Here is a 15,713-nt window from a genome sequence, read left to right as displayed (position 1 = left end):
TACTTTTTTTATAATACTTCGTAGATTCCAGCACTTCCTTGTCCAGTACCCACACACATAGACACAATTCCGTACTTATTACCTCTGCGTTTCATTTCATCAAATAACTGAACAGAAAGCTTAGCTCCGGTACATCCCAGAGGGTGCCCTAACGAAATTGCACCACCGTTTACGTTTACGATATCTGGGTTTAAACCTAATTCGCGAGTAACCGCTAAAGCCTGTGAAGCAAATGCTTCGTTCAACTCAATTAGTTCAATATCGTTTAATGTTAAACCTGCTTGTTTCAACGCTTTCGGAATTGCTTTTACCGGACCGATACCCATAATTCTTGGTTCAACTCCAGAAGAAGCAAAGTTTACCAAACGTGCGATTGGCTCAAGATTTAATTCTTTTACCATGTCTTCACTCATGATTAAAACGAATGCAGCTCCGTCGCTCATTTGAGAAGAGTTACCAGCAGTTACACTACCGTCAGCAGCAAAAACCGGTTTTAAACCTGCCAGAGCCTCAATAGAAGTTCCGGCTCTTGGTCCTTCGTCTTTATTAACAACGTATGATTTGGTTTCTTTTTTACCATTTTCATTGATGAAAGTCTGCTCAACCGTAATTGGAACAATTTGTTTGTCAAATTTTCCTTCTGCTTGCGCTTTCAAAGCTTTCATGTGAGAGTTATAAGCAAACTCGTCCTGATCCTGTCTTGAAACATTATATTGTTTCGCAACCGCTTCGGCAGTAAGACCCATTCCCCAATAGTAATCTTCGTGACCTGCGGCAGCGACTTTATAATCCGGAGTTGGTTTGTAACCTCCCATCGGAATATAACTCATACTTTCTGCACCACCGGCAATGATACAATCTGCCATTCCAGACTGGATTTTAGCAGTCGCCATTCCGATAGTTTCTAATCCTGATGCACAATAACGATTTACGGTAACTCCGGGAACGTCTTCAACTTTTAATCCCATAAGAGAGATTAAACGACCAACGTTAAGTCCTTGTTCTGCTTCCGGCATGGCATTTCCAACCATAACGTCGTCAATGCGTTTTTTGTCAAAATCAGGCAGTTCATCCATCATAAACTGAATGGTTTCTGCAGCTAATTCATCAGGTCTTTTAAATCTAAAAACCCCCTTTGGTGCTTTTCCTACCGCTGTACGGTAAGCTTTAACTATATATGCTGTTTTCATAAATGATTGTATTAAGATTGGAGAATTAAGTATTAAGATTTTCCAATTGTTTTGTTGATTTTATCTTTTAATGATCGTTGAAAAGAAAAATTCATATTTGAAACCTCTACTAATTGATTAATAGTTGGTTGAATTAAATCTTCACTAACAAGTTTAAGTCTTTTTGCAAGTATTAATTGTGTTATTAATTCAAAAGTTGAGCCATTTGCAATTCCTAAAAAGTGCATAAATTCTTTATCAGAATTTCTTCCAGATCCTTCGGCAATATTTGAAGGAATAGAAACAGCACATTTTTTAATTTGATGAATTAAATTGAATTTTTCATCATTTGGGAGCAATGCAGAGATTTCATAAACATGAACTGCAATGTCCATTGCTTTCTGCCAAATTTTCAATTTTTCAAACTGATGCATTTCTTAATACTTAATTCTTATTACTTGATACTAGTTTCTCAAAGGTTTTCCTTTTGTCAACATGTATTGAATTCTTTCTAAAGTCTTACGCTCTGTACATAAACTCAAGAAAGCTTCACGTTCGATATCTAATAAATACTGTTCAGAAACTAAAGTCGATTCAGATAAATCACCACCAGCCATTACGTAAGCCAGTTTGTTAGCGATTTTCTTATCGTGTTCAGAAATGTATTTTCCAGCTTCCATCTGATCCGTTCCAACTAAGAACATACCTAAAGCTTGTTTTCCTAAAACTTTAATATCAGTTCTTCTAATTGGCTGTGTATAACCCGCTTCTGCCATTAACAATGCATGTTTTTTGGCTTCCGCAATCTGACGGTCTTTGTTTACTACGATAATATCTTTTCCGTGTTGTAATAATCCTGTGTCAAAAGCTTCATAACCAGAAGTCGAAACTTTAGCCATAGCGATAGTTAAGAAATATTCCTGAAGAACATTCAGCTCCACATCGTTTTTACGGAATAAGTCTGAAGCTCTTAAAGTCAATTCTTTAGAACCACCACCACCTGGAATTACGCCAACTCCAAATTCAACTAATCCCATGTACGTTTCTGCAGCAGCAACCACTTTATCAGCGTGTAAACTCATTTCGCATCCACCGCCAAAAGTCATTCCGTGAGGCGCAACTACAACCGGAATTGAAGAATAACGAACGCGCATCATCGTGTCCTGGAACAATTTAATTGCCATGTTCAATTCGTCGTATTCCTGCTCAACCGCCATCATGAATATCATTCCGATATTGGCACCAACAGAGAAATTCGCTGCCTGATTTCCAATAACTAAACCTTGATATTCTTTTTCCGATAAGTCAATTGCTTTATTGATGGCCTGAAGAACGTCGCCGCCAATTGTATTCATTTTAGACTGGAATTCTAAGTTTAAGATTCCGTCTCCTAAATCCTGTATAATTGCACCACTGTTGCTCCAAACTTTTTTGCTTTCGCGAATGTTGTTCAGAATAATAAATGAATCTTGTCCCGGAACTTTAGTCTGAGATTTTGAAGGGATATCATAGAAATAAGTAGCGCCTTCTTTTACAGTGTAGAAACTTTCGCTTCCGGAAGCTAACATTTCGTTTACCCATGCAGCAGGCTCTAAACCTTCTGCTTTCATGATTTCGATTCCTTTAGCAACGCCGATGGCATCCCAGATTTCGAATGGTCCATTTTCCCATCCAAAACCAGCTTTCATAGCATCGTCAATTTTGTATAATTCGTCTGAGATTTCAGGAATTCTGTTTGAAACGTAAGCAAACATTCCGGCGAAACTTTTTCTGTAGAATTCTCCCGCTTTGTCTGTTCCTTTTACTAAAACTTTAAAACGATTAATTGGTTTATCGATAGTTTTAGTTAATTCCAATGTTGCAAAATTTGCTTTTTTTGCAGCGCGGTATTCTAATGTATCTAAGTCTAAAGAAAGAATGTCTTTATCTACTTTTTTATAAAAGCCCTGACCGGTTTTAGAACCTAACCAGTTATTTTCCATCATTTTGTTGATGAAATCCGGAAGCTTGAACAATTCGTGCTGTTCGTCGTTTGGACAGTTTTCATAAATACCATTGGCAACATGTACCAAAGTATCCAATCCAACTACGTCAACGGTACGGAAAGTAGCCGATTTAGGACGTCCAATTACCGGACCAGTCAATTTGTCGACTTCTTCAATCGTTAATCCCATTTCTTTAACTAAATGGAATAAACTCTGAATCCCGTAAATACCAATTCTGTTCCCGATAAATGCCGGAGTATCTTTAGCAACAACCGAAGTTTTTCCTAAGAATTTAGATCCGTATTCTGTTAAGAAATCCAATACTTCTTTTGAAGTTTTTGGTCCCGGAATAATTTCGAATAATTTTAAGTAACGCGCAGGGTTAAAAAAGTGTGTTCCGCAGAAGTGTTGTTGAAAATCTTCGCTTCTTCCTTCACTCATAAAATGAATTGGAATACCCGAAGTGTTTGAAGTAACCAAAGTCCCCGGCTTACGGAATTTGTCGATTTGTTCGAAAACTAATTTTTTAATGTCCAAACGTTCTACAACAACTTCAATAATCCAGTCTACATTGGCAATTTTTGCCATATCATCTGTTGTATTTCCAGTCGTGATTCGGCTTGCGAATTTTTGGCTGTAAATAGGAGAGGGTTTCGATTTTAATGAATTCGCCAAATGCTCGTTTACTACACGGTTACGAACGGCTTTACTTTCAAGTGTTAATCCTTTTTTAGCTTCAGCTTCGGTCAGTTCGCGAGGTACAATGTCAAGAAGTAAAACTTCGACACCAATATTAGCAAAATGACAAGCTATACCTGAACCCATAATTCCGGATCCAATTACAGCAACTTTTTTAATTGTGCGTTTCATAATTTGTTACTATTTGTTTGTAGGAGAATTTGAATTTTCTTTAAAAAAGATTATTCATTTTCTGTGTTTTCTGTTTGATTCGCCAGTTCGCTGGCGTTCGTGTGATTAAATATGTTTTTGTCCTGAATTAATTCATTTATGATTTCAGAAACTTCGATAAAATGTTTCAGTTTTTCATCAGAAACATGCTTTCTAACTGTTTCATTAAATTTCAGAACTGTATTTTTAGATAAATCTCTTTTTTCTTTTCCAAATTCGGTTAGGTAAATTAAAACCCCGCGTCCGTCACTTGGATTTTTTTTGCGAACAATTAAACCTTTTTCTTCCATAGATTTTAACGTCCTTGTTAAGCTGGTTGCTTCCATGCCCATTCTCGGACCTAAAGCGGTTGACGGAGTTCCTTCTTCCTTATCCATACTTAAAAGAGCAAATCCTGTTGCCATGGTAGCATCATATTTTGCAGCCTCTTCATTATACATTCTTGAAACAGCCTGCCATGTTGCTCTCAAAATATAATCTATTGTTTTGTCTTTCATAGGTAACTATATCGATTTCAAATATAATTAAAAAATACTATGCATGCATATAATTTTTTAATAATTTTTTGGTTAGTTAGAAAATGTCACTGATTTAGAGTGATTTGGTCGTTTATTTAAAGGGAAATATACTATTCTTTTTTTGTATTTTAACATTTTTGATAATGTAAAAATCCTTTTTTAGTTTTTAAACTGGCTATAATTGGAAATTCTGCAAAAAATTATGCGGTAATATCATTTTTATTTTCAGGTTCATATCTCGAAATAGCTTTTTGCAGTGTTTTTTTCATCCTGTTTCTTAGGTTTTCAGGCCGTAAAATTTCAATAGAATCTCCAAAACCCAATAAAAGCCGTTCCATTTCATAATTAGGGATAATAAATAGGTGTACAATAATACTTTTATCTTCATTTTCAGCAATCAGTTGCTGAGAAGGATGTAAGGGTTTTGTTATCACATAAGGCGCATTTGCTGCATCGATCCAAAGTTCAATACGTCGGGGCTTTAAACCGGAATTTACGGTAACACCAATTACATCTTTATAAAAATTTTCGGCATCAAATTGTTCTTCCAGATAAGAAATATTAAAATCATAATCAATCCCAATAATTCTGTCGAGAGCTAAATTTGTAATAGGCTGCGAAGCTTTTTTCTTCCCGATTAAAAACCATCGGTTATTAAACTCTTTTAAAATAAAAGGATGAAAATTAAACTTACTTTCCTCTGTAGATTTAAATGATTTGTAGGTAATAATAAGAACAACTTTTTTTATAATCGCCTGATAAATCTCGTCTAAATAGTGCAATCCTTTTAAATTTTCATTTTTATCGAGATAGATTACAGGATTTGTATTCGATTTTTCAGAATAGATTTTGTCTTCCAGACGCTGTAAAATGTCTGACACATCACTAAATAAAGAGAAATCTTTAAACTGTTTCAGCATCGAAACCGTTTCGGTCAAAACATTCATATCCGTTTCAGTCAGTGGAATATCAGTAATCGAAAAATCTTCATCGTCATATTTATAATATTTTTTATCGTAAACGACAATTGGCGCGTTATAACCAAGCTTTTCGCTGCGCATCATCTGGATATCCATCTGAATCGTTCGTTTGCTAATCGGAATCTGACGGCCTTCATATTCTTCCAGAGCCTGAGAACAGCATTCAATTAAGTCTTCTAATGTCCATTGCCTGTATTTATTCTGAAGACATTTATCAATTGTTTTATAGCGGATTAGGGCATTTTTATTTTGTGACATGGTTATGTTTTTAGATACCTGAAGAAATAGAGTAAATATTTCTCCCTAATTTAATTTGAAAATGTCTTTTGTAACCTCATTATCATGAATCTAAAATTAAACTTTTAATAAAACTACGCAAAATAATTGCGCACTAATTATCAATTGTTTTTTGAAAGCTCGCTATGAAGAAAATTTCAGTTTGTAATTGTTTAATAACTAATTATTTAACACTTAATCGAATTATATTTTTAAATAACTTGTTTTAAGATGAAAAAATATTATTTATAATCTTTCTTTGATTAAAAAAAAATATACTTTTGGTGCCAAATTAAAAAATGCCATATGGGGAAACTTTACTTCTTGCCACTATATTTTCTTTTATTAATAACGACTGCTGGTTTCGGGCTTAATGTCGAAGAAAATAGTATCAACAAACCTTATAAAGATGTAGTGGCACCACCAACAGTCAATTTTAATTTTACAAATGATGGCGCTTGTTCTGGAACTCCGGTTACATTTACATCAGTAGTAAGTGGGGCAGGTCCTTTTAAATATTTATGGAGTTTTGGAGACGGGACAACTTCTACCGCTATTAATCCTAGTCATGACTTTAATGCTTTGGGATGTGGTTCGCAAAATTTTAGTGTGAAGCTAACTGTTACTGATGCCAATGGGGAAATAAATTCTATAACAAAGAATGTCTCAGTAAAGCAAAAACCAGATTTAAAGTTTGTAAACCTTAATGCTCCTGCGGGATCCAGCGCTCCTTTTGAAAAATGCGGAGATAATAATTCGGATTTAAAATATACAATAAACGTTGGAAACAGTTCTGCATCGATAGCTTGTATTTCATCTTACAGCATTGATTGGGGGGATGGTAATGTAGAATCCAATGTGACTTTCCCGAGATCTCATACTTACATGAAATTGGGATCTTTTAATATGGTTGTAACAGCTTTAGGAAATGGGACCTGCAGTAATTCGGTTACTTATGTTGTAAAAAATTCTAATAACCCGATTGGTGCATTGATAGCTCCGGGTAACACAACCAATTTTTGTACTCCGGTTGCCCCGATGGATTTTGCAATTGGTTCTTGGGCTCTTAATCCTTCAGATACTAATTATCAGGTTAATTATGGCGATGGAACTATTTTGAATTTTACACAAGCTCAATTGGAGAGTTCGATTTATTATAATAGTCTTAATCCGGAAGCATCTCAAAATTATCCGATTCCGCATAAATTTACAAGGTTTAACTGTCCTTCGGGAAATACTGTTTCTCTAACTATCACAACTTCTTGCGGAACTACTTATCTTACGGCGGGTCCAATTATTATTCTGGATGTACCAGTTGTAAGTTTTTATGTAAATTCTATTGCGTGTGTTAATACAGGAGTACTTTTAAATAATACCACACAGGCAGGTTATACTAATGACTGTAGTACATACAATGTGTATACTTGGGATTTTGGAGATGGTACACCGGTTTCTAGAGATGTAAACCCTTATCATGCTTACACAAAGCCGGGAACTTACACCATCAAATTATCTGCACAAACACCTTGTGGAATCGGAAATACTGCCACACAAACAATTTGTGTAGAACCAATATTGCAGCCGAGTTTTACGTATGCAAAAGCCTGTGCTTCAGAAAATGTTCAGATAACCAATACAACAGATACAAGTAAAGGCTGTGCTGCAGAAAGTTACTATTGGGAAGTTTTGGGTTATTATGAAGGATTTTGCGGAAAAGGTACGGGACAATACTATTTCGTAAATGGGCAATACGCAAAAGATCCTGTTATTAATTTTAGCAATCCGGGAACTTATGAATTACGACTTAGAACCTACAATTCATGTGGTATATACCAATACACTTCAAGATCTATAGAGGTAAAAAAGAAACCAGTAATTAAATTAGATCCTATTTCTGATTTTTGTAAATCGGCAACAATTAGGCCTGTGGGAACTGTTGTAGAAACTTGTTCCCCAAGTTCTGAAATAAGTTATTTATGGAATTTTCCAGGAGGTACGCCTTCAACATCTACATCGCTGAATCCGGGATCGATCAATTATACCAAAACCGGAAATTATACAGCCACTTTTAGTGTAACAAATAGTTGTGGAACAACCAGCGTATCAAGGAATTTTTCTGTTGATATGGTGCTTTCACCAGTTATAGCAGCAAAAACATTTAAGATATGTAGTGGAAACAGCTTTCAGTTTACGCCAGTTTCTAATGGAGTTGACAACGTACCGGCCGGAACTACGTTTGTGTGGTCAAATCCTGTAATTTCACCTCCTGGAGCTGTGACCGGTGCTTATGGCCAATCTTCACCTACAACGGGCATTTCTCAGACATTAACAAATACTACTTCGAGTCCGGCTACAGTAACGTATACAATTTCTCCAATATCAAAAGCTTGTCCGGGACCTGATTTTACAATTACAGTTACCGTAGATCCATTAATTAATGCAGGAGAAACGATCAAAAAAATTACGTGTAATGGTGCTAATGACGGAGCGATAAATCTAAATGTTACGGGCGGAATCCCATTTGCAACCGGAAAACCTTACACATTCGCATGGACTGGTCCTAACGGATTTACAAGTACAGATCAGAATATCTCGAATTTAAAAGCCGGATATTATTATTTGACCATAACAGATAACGGTAATTGTCCTTTTACCAGAAGCTTTTATGTAGAAGAACCAGGTTTATTTCAATTCAGCGGATATAAAAATGACATAACCTGTTTTGGTAAAAATGACGGATACATCAATTTGTCTGTAACGGGAGGAACACAACCTTACACGTACGTGTGGACAAAAAATGGAAATCCATATACGGCCAATACAGGAACAATCAACAATTTGGGGCTTGGTGATTATGAAGTAACCGTTACGGAACTTAATAATTGTAATGTTTTAAACGGAAAATATACAATTGTAGAACCGCCATTATTAAAAGTCAGCCTTAAAAGTCAGGTCGATATCCTTTGTTATGGAGCTTACACCGGAGAAATTTATGTTGATGTAACAGGAGGAAGAGCTGCAGAAGTAAGTCCGGGTGTTTTCAATTATAATTATTACTGGACAGGTCCAAACGGATATTCAAGTTATCAAAAAGACCTGACCAATGTCGCAGCCGGAGTTTATAATCTGACGGTTACAGATAATTCAGGTTGTACTGATAATCTGCAGGTCACGTTACTTCAAAATGATGAAATAAAATTAGATTATACCAAAACAGAAATTGCCTGCTATAATTATTCAGATGCGTCTATAACTATCAATAAAATTATCGGAGGAATTCCCTTTACAACAGGTGAACCATATATTGTAAATTGGAGTAATCTGGGTACAGGTCATATACAGAATAATTTATCTGCAGGAACTTATATTATTACAATTAAAGATGCATTAAGCTGTACAAGAGAGTTTCCAATTATTATTGATAATGCACCGGTATTTACAATAAATCCCGATGTAAAACAAATTTCGTGTTTTGGAGAAAAAGATGCTCATATCCGATTAAATCTTGTTGGAGGTCAAAAACCTGTAGTTTTAGTTTGGGAAGACGATGCCACAGCAGGAATCGAAAGAAATAATCTTGCAGAAGGAACTTACAAAGTCAAAATTACCGATGCAAAGGGATGCGAAATTAAAAAAGAATTCTTAATTGTTGAACCACCTTTGTTAGAATTAAATGCGGATGTAACAAATCCATTAAGTTGTGCTACAGCCGATACAGGTGCCATAAATTTAGTTGTAACAGGCGGAACACCACCGTTTACCTATTCATGGTCAAATGGAGCTTCGACTGAAGACTTAGCAAATCTTATTCCGGGAAATTATACTGTAAAAGTAACCGATGCTAACAATTGCACAAAGTCGGCTTCGTGGAAAATTATCAGATTCGAACAATTAACACCAACTATAGAGGTTGTGACAGATTTTAATTGTGATACAAAATCTGTAAAACAAACATTTATCGGACATGTAAAAGGTGGTATACCGCCATACACACTGCATTGGTCAGACGGAGATGTCAGTGGCGCTAATGGCGAAATCATGAATACAGTAAACAACGGTCTAGTAATTTTTACCGTGACTGACAGTTTTGGCTGTAAAGCAGAGGTTCCGTACAATGTAAGTACACCTGTTTTGGGGATACCCAACTTCACTACAACTTCTTACGGAAAAGATGTTTATGATTTGTATTCTATCTATGATCCGATTTCATTTACCAATTTAGCAACTGGAGATTTTACACTCACTTCCTGGGATTTTGGAGATGGTAATTTTTCAGACGAAGTAAATCCACAACATATTTACACAAGGGTAGGGACTTACACTGTTACACAAACTGTAACTTATCCTTTTGGATGTCAATATGTTTATAAAACAACAATAAAGGTAGAAAAAGGGTACAGTCTAATTATGCCAAATGCCTTTACTCCAAACAATGACGGTTTCAATGATACTTTTGCACCTCAGTTTCTTGGTTTAGATGATATAACATTAGAAGTTTTTGATACATGGGGAGGTATGGTTTATTCTGAAACCGGAACGAACATCAGCGGATGGAACGGAAAAGTAAAAGATTTATTAGCAGAAAATGGTAATTATTACTTTAAAATCACTGCTAAAACTTTCTATAAACATACCGTAACCGAAAAAGGAGCATTTACATTAATTAAATAAAAGCAACAGATTAACAAAATGAAATTAAAAGTACTTATCATAATTATTATATGTTGTTTTTATTCTAATGTAAGGGCACAAGACCCGGTTTTTACACAATATTTCCTGATTCCCGAAACCTTAAACCCCGGTTTTTCTGGCTTTATGGAAACAACTTATGCTGGTGTTGTTCATCGCGAACAGTGGCCTGATCTTGATTTGAGAATCGATACCGATTATGCTTTTATAAACACTTGGAACGAAAGCCTGAATAGTGGTTTCGGATTAAGTATTCTAAATCAAAGAGAGAATTTAACGAAGTATAATTACACGCAAGTCAACGGAAATTATGCTTACAAAGTAAGGATAAACGACGATTGGGATTTCAGACCCGGAATAGAAGCCGGTTTTGGATTAAAATCTTTTGCATTTCAAAATTTATTGCTAGAAGATCAGATTAATATCAGAACCGGAGTCGTAAACAACAGTTCAATAGATCCGTTGATCCGAAACGAAAAAATGACATTTTTTGATTTTTCTGCCGGAATGGTTTTTAATACCGATGATCTTTGGATCGGTTTATCGATGAAACACCTTAACAAGCCAAATATTTCCTTCAGCAGCGATGGAAATGTTCCATTAGATACTTTCATGTCCCTAAGTGCAGGATATGAATTTCTTTTGGCAGATTATATTGATGTGCAGCTTTTTCCGTACGAAACAAAAATGTTTGTAACGACCAATTATATGCAGCAAGGCCGCTACAACAGACTTGATATAGGGAGTTCAATATTATTTCAGAAAATGTTCTTTGGTGCAACTGCTGTTACAAATCCATCTAAAAATGGAGCCAATGGTGCCTTGCTGACTTCCGTAAATCTTTTTACCGGATTGCAGTACGAACATCTTAGATTAGGAATGTCATACGATATAAATACTTCCGGCATCGGAAAAACCGGAGGTGTTTATGAACTTCTTCTGACTTATCAGTTCAATCTCGACAGAAAATGCTTCGGTTGTCCGAATTACGAAGGAAGAAATTAAACTCAAAATCCTTAATGCTGTTCTGAACATTAGGGATTTTTCTTTTTATTAAGTCTTTTGAATAATAATCTTTGGACTTGTCCCTCCGTGGCCGGCTTTCGGCTATATCTTTTGTTTCACTTCACAAAAGGATACTGCCTCAATTCCTCACGTGTTATGTTGTTAATAAAGAAATCTCTTTGTTAATATTTGCTCTCGCTTTGTCTTCATACAAAACTCTAAACTCTTTTGTTTGAAAAATAAATTCATTCTCCAGAAAATGTTTCAAAGCTTTGGCGCGTCCGGGTTTGTAAAGCAACTCAGGATAAAGGCGATATTCCTTTCTAATTTGTTCAAAATAGATTTTATAATCTTCCCAGTCTTTAGAAAGGATTTTCAAATCAAAATCGATAAGCCAGTTAATATCTTCAATTTTATCATGCTGATGCAATTGTGTGGCGCAAATCGCTTCAAAAATGAAATCTTTATCAAGAATCGAATTTTGATTTAAAATCTTTACTGCAAACTCAGCACTTTTAAGTTCATTATCTTTTCGGGTTACCTTATATATAATGTCATGGTAAAAAATACTAAATAGAATTTCATCTGGTTTTTGAAGGTAATTTTTGTATTGATCAGATAATTCGATCATTTCTTGCAAATGTTTTAGATTATGATAATACCTTGATTTACCCGAATATTGTTTTTCTAAATTAAACCATAAAGTATTGATTTCATTAGAATTAAATCCGGTTTTAGCTAGGAGTTCTGAATACTTTTCCTGTAGATTCATAAGTGAAGTTTACTCAAAAATAAAAATTAAATTTTACTGCGCAAAATAATTGCGTAGTGGTTTTGAAATCTTTGTTCAGGAAATAAAGCAATACGTTCATATAAATAGAAATTGAGTTTTAAACAGGTCAAGTTTGAGTTACTTCGAAAACACTTTCCAATGTACACACTTTCACCATTACCTTTTAAACTCAAATTATAATTGGGGCAGTAGCTCAGTGGTAGAGCAGGTAATTTTGAAATTATCCTAAGAGGTCAATCAGAATTTACTTCTCACGCTTTTAACGTCCAGGTCGCGGGTTCGAATCCCGTCTGCTCCACAATTTGAATAAATTTTTACTACGCAAAATAACCGCGCAGTACTTTTAAAACCTTTGTTCAAGAAATAAAAACAAAACGTTCATAGAAATAAAAATTAAATAAAGCAGGTCAAGTTTAAGTTACTTCGAAAACACTTTCCACGTACACACTTATCCGATTATCTCTTTATTAAAATCTGAAGCAGTAGCTCAAACGGATAGAGCACAGGACATATTAGTTTCGAAATTATCTTATTGGAGGTCAATCTAAACTTACTTCAATCAGGGATCCTGGGGTTATGGGTTCAAATCCCATCTGCTTTACTAGTATTGGTCAATTAAAACTTACTTCTAGAAATTGGTTTTTCTGGTTTGAGTCCAGCAAGTTTTAAAATCATCATTACTAAAAAAAAACGAGGGTCAAAATTAGCTTACTTCTTGGGGAAAACCCACCAAACAGTCACTTTGAAACAGCTAATTCATTACACTCCAATTTCAGGTCAAGTGTTTCTTACTTCAAAACTCTTTTAGGTAGAACTCAGAAGCACCATTATCTAAATTTTAAAAATTAAAAAAAATGAAAACACAAGAATTATTAAAAATCAGTTTACGTCAAAATGCCATTTTTATTCCAACAGAAATGATTGCGAATGATACTAAAAATTTATCAGGAACAACATCGGTTTTATTGGCCAATGTTTCTAAACTTGGATTTACGTTTTCTGAATCATTATTGCAGGCGCTAAACAATGTAAATCCAAAATATAAAGTCGAAGTTTTAGAAATCTTAAGAGAAGTTTTAGGAACAGATAAAAACTGGACGCCTTTGGTAAAAGAATGGAATATTCCAACTGGAGAAAATGTTGTAGATCATATTATAACCTATTTTACAAACGTTTTTAAAACTAAAAACGGAACAACTTTGCAATGCGGACATACAATTCCGGACAATACTTTTCCTTTAGAAAGATATAATGGTTGTCCGTTTTGCGGAACTCCATTTGAATTTGGTAAATTGGAAAAAGTAGGTCAGGGAAGTAAATTGAAAGTCCTGGAATTATGGAGTGAGAACGATTTACAGGATTTTTATATTTCATTATTACAATCAAAAACAGCTTTAGACGCAACTCAGGTAGATAGTTTAAAAATCGCTTTGAAATACTTGTCGTTGCCAAAAACAGATGTTGCAATGAAGGAAACTTTAATGCTTGTAATTGATGTTTTGATTGAAAACGGTCAGGCCGAAAATGCGTCTCAATATTTTAAATCACCAACAGATATCTTAAGATATTTATGGTTTAAAAACACGGGTTTATTGCAGATTATTGAGCCAAAAACGATTGTAAAAAGAGCGATGAAAAATCATTCTCATTTTTATGAATTTATGGATACAAGCGCGCAGGCAAAAGTTGCATCTCAAAAAGATTTAAAATTAAAATATTCCCGAAAAGAATGTTTGATGGCTGCATCTTGGTTGAATAACATGGAAATGGATGTAGAAACAATGTGCGAAATCATGCATCCAAAAAGAGGAATGTGGGTTCGTTTTATCCGTGCCTTACGTTTGGCAGAATACAGCAAAAGAAAAGGATTCGAGAAATTGAGTTTTTTAATGGATGTATTCTACAACCAGGTGTATGATGTTTGGCAGAGCAAAGTGAATTCGTCAAGATTGAAATTTGATGCCGATAAAACATTTGCGTTGTTAAAACAGCGTCCGGGATTATTTGCTCGTTCCTTATTCTCGAATATGCTTTGGTTTGGTGCAGAAGAAACTGTGGCACATTTTTCTGAGATTATCGATAAAGTTCCGGCGAGATTGATTTTTACTTTGAATATGTATGCACAAAATTATTTTGATAAAAATATACAACGAAGCGTAAAACCCTTGGGCGGAAATAACAAACGTGTTGCACCAAATGCATTATTAAACTTGTATGAAGATTTTATGTTGAATGATATGAAATCTAAAGTAGAAGATTTGTGTATTTTGGCGATGAAGAAACGTTTTGCCGGGTTGAAAAACACCAACAAAACAATCTATATCGATCCGCAATTGTATAATATGCCAGTTTCAATTGGTGATAGAAGTGAGACTGTTCAGGATCTGCCGGTTGCTTTGATGGGAACACGTTTCCCAGTTGAAGGAAATGAAGTGCGATTGTTTATGCAATGGGGAAAAGATCTTCCGGCACAACATCTGGATATGGATTTAAGCTGTCATATCGCATACGAAACACGTTCAGATATTTGTTCTTTCAGCCGATTGACGACTACAGGTTGTCAGCATAGTGGTGATATAAGAAGTATTCCAAATAAAATTGGAACGGCTGAATATATCAACATCAATATCGACGAATTGGCGAAAGCCAACGCAAAATTTGTGACTTTTACCTGCAATGCGTACAGCAACGGAAGTATCACGCCAAACTTGGTTGTAGGTTGGATGAACAGCAAATATCCGATGAAAATTTCGGAACGAACAGGTGTTGCGTACGATCCGTCGTGTGTAGATCATCAGGTTCGTGTGACGCAGAATGTTGCCAAAGGTTTGGTTTTTGGAGTGTTGGATGTAGCAAAACGAGAAATCGTTTGGTTAGAGATGACTTTCGGAGGTCAGGTTGTACAAGGTTTAGATTTTAAAGGAGTTCAGGCTTTATTGGCAAAATTGAACAGCAAATTAAACATCGGTAGTTTGTTACAACTAAAAGCGGAAGCTCAAGGTTTAACAATAATAGAAGAAGAAAATGCTGATGAGGTGTACAACGCGCAATGGGCAATGAACGCTGCTGCGGTGACACAATTATTAATAGATTAATTTTAAAACCACGGATTCTTAATTGGGTTCGTGGTTTTTGGATTAAATTATTTCGGTTCGATTATCTTCAACGGATTAAAATCCCTTGCTACAATATTCGCATTCCTACGGAATTTTAAAAATATAAAAGTTAACGGAAACCTGTCAGGTTTAATATAGAAAAGTTTCGGAGAAACGATTTATGTTGTAGCAACGGATTTTAATCCGTTGAAATAATAAAGTAATAAACAGTGTTATGACAATCAAAGATATAAATACAAAGCCGAAAAGAATTTCAAAACATATTTAAATAAT

General features: G+C 35.0%; 9 protein-coding genes and 2 tRNA genes. 5 read left to right on the top strand and 6 right to left on the bottom strand.

The genetic code is table 11. From position 1 onward, the window contains the following. Positions 1–8 precede the first annotated feature (8 nt). From ASE21_RS01955 to ASE21_RS01935, 5 genes are all read right to left on the bottom strand, one after another. Complete coding sequence (locus ASE21_RS01955) at positions 9–1,190, bottom strand: thiolase family protein (protein WP_057120871.1); 1,182 nt, start codon at positions 1,188–1,190, stop codon at positions 9–11. A 32-nt stretch (positions 1,191–1,222) separates the two neighbouring features. Further along, a complete protein-coding gene (locus tag ASE21_RS01950; RefSeq protein ID WP_057120870.1) occupies positions 1,223–1,603 on the bottom strand; it encodes a four helix bundle protein in 381 nt (126 codons plus the stop codon). Positions 1,604–1,633: 30 nt separating this feature from the next. Further along, complete coding sequence (locus ASE21_RS01945) at positions 1,634–4,024, bottom strand: 3-hydroxyacyl-CoA dehydrogenase/enoyl-CoA hydratase family protein (protein WP_057120869.1); 2,391 nt, start codon at positions 4,022–4,024, stop codon at positions 1,634–1,636. A 50-nt stretch (positions 4,025–4,074) separates the two neighbouring features. Continuing rightward, positions 4,075–4,560, bottom strand: a complete 486-nt coding sequence (locus ASE21_RS01940; protein ID WP_057120868.1) for a MarR family winged helix-turn-helix transcriptional regulator — start codon at positions 4,558–4,560, stop codon at positions 4,075–4,077. Between the two features lie 221 nt (positions 4,561–4,781). Then, a complete protein-coding gene (locus ASE21_RS01935; protein WP_057120867.1) occupies positions 4,782–5,819 on the bottom strand; it encodes a helix-turn-helix transcriptional regulator in 1,038 nt (345 codons plus the stop codon). Between the two features lie 324 nt (positions 5,820–6,143). On the opposite strand from ASE21_RS01935, the gene ASE21_RS01930 reads away from it, so the two are divergent. After that, positions 6,144–10,508 carry a PKD domain-containing protein gene (locus ASE21_RS01930; protein WP_057120866.1) on the top strand — a complete coding sequence of 1,455 codons (4,365 nt, stop codon included), beginning with the start codon at positions 6,144–6,146 and terminating at the stop codon, positions 10,506–10,508. 18 nt (positions 10,509–10,526) lie between these two features. Then, positions 10,527–11,531: a type IX secretion system membrane protein PorP/SprF gene (locus ASE21_RS01925; protein ID WP_057120865.1), complete on the top strand. Its 1,005-nt coding sequence runs from the start codon at positions 10,527–10,529 to the stop codon at positions 11,529–11,531. 154 nt (positions 11,532–11,685) lie between these two features. Here ASE21_RS01925 and ASE21_RS01920 read toward each other — a convergent pair whose 3' ends face one another. Beyond that, positions 11,686–12,303 carry a hypothetical protein gene (locus ASE21_RS01920; RefSeq protein WP_057120864.1) on the bottom strand — a complete coding sequence of 206 codons (618 nt, stop codon included), beginning with the start codon at positions 12,301–12,303 and terminating at the stop codon, positions 11,686–11,688. A 203-nt stretch (positions 12,304–12,506) separates the two neighbouring features. On the opposite strand from ASE21_RS01920, the gene ASE21_RS21815 reads away from it, so the two are divergent. From ASE21_RS21815 to ASE21_RS01915, 3 genes are all read left to right on the top strand, one after another. Beyond that, a tRNA-OTHER gene (locus tag ASE21_RS21815) sits at positions 12,507–12,622 on the top strand. A 178-nt stretch (positions 12,623–12,800) separates the two neighbouring features. Further along, positions 12,801–12,925: transfer RNA gene (locus ASE21_RS21810), tRNA-OTHER, on the top strand. Between the two features lie 253 nt (positions 12,926–13,178). Then, positions 13,179–15,419, top strand: a complete 2,241-nt coding sequence (locus tag ASE21_RS01915) for a hypothetical protein (protein WP_057120863.1) — start codon at positions 13,179–13,181, stop codon at positions 15,417–15,419. The last annotated feature ends 294 nt before the right edge of the window (positions 15,420–15,713 follow it).

This window comes from Flavobacterium sp. Root901, from assembly GCF_001429765.1.
Classification (GTDB): Bacteria; Bacteroidota; Bacteroidia; order Flavobacteriales; family Flavobacteriaceae; genus Flavobacterium.
The sequence above is the reverse complement of the archived record's forward strand: the minus strand, read 5'-3'. Positions and strand labels throughout refer to the sequence as shown.

What these genes read in the sequence shown, in the direction of transcription:
- ASE21_RS01955 (WP_057120871.1), bottom strand. Translation starts at nt 1,190, where the DNA reads ATGAAAACAGCATATATAGTTAAAGCTTACCGTACAGCGGTAGGAAAA.
- ASE21_RS01945 (WP_057120869.1), bottom strand. Translation starts at nt 4,024, where the DNA reads ATGAAACGCACAATTAAAAAAGTTGCTGTAATTGGATCCGGAATTATG.
- ASE21_RS01935 (WP_057120867.1), bottom strand. Translation starts at nt 5,819, where the DNA reads ATGTCACAAAATAAAAATGCCCTAATCCGCTATAAAACAATTGATAAA.
- ASE21_RS01915 (WP_057120863.1), top strand. Translation starts at nt 13,179, where the DNA reads ATGAAAACACAAGAATTATTAAAAATCAGTTTACGTCAAAATGCCATT.
- ASE21_RS01925 (WP_057120865.1), top strand. Translation starts at nt 10,527, where the DNA reads ATGAAATTAAAAGTACTTATCATAATTATTATATGTTGTTTTTATTCT.
- ASE21_RS01930 (WP_057120866.1), top strand. Translation starts at nt 6,144, where the DNA reads ATGGGGAAACTTTACTTCTTGCCACTATATTTTCTTTTATTAATAACG.
- ASE21_RS01920 (WP_057120864.1), bottom strand. Translation starts at nt 12,303, where the DNA reads ATGAATCTACAGGAAAAGTATTCAGAACTCCTAGCTAAAACCGGATTT.
- ASE21_RS01950 (WP_057120870.1), bottom strand. Translation starts at nt 1,603, where the DNA reads ATGCATCAGTTTGAAAAATTGAAAATTTGGCAGAAAGCAATGGACATT.
- ASE21_RS01940 (WP_057120868.1), bottom strand. Translation starts at nt 4,560, where the DNA reads ATGAAAGACAAAACAATAGATTATATTTTGAGAGCAACATGGCAGGCT.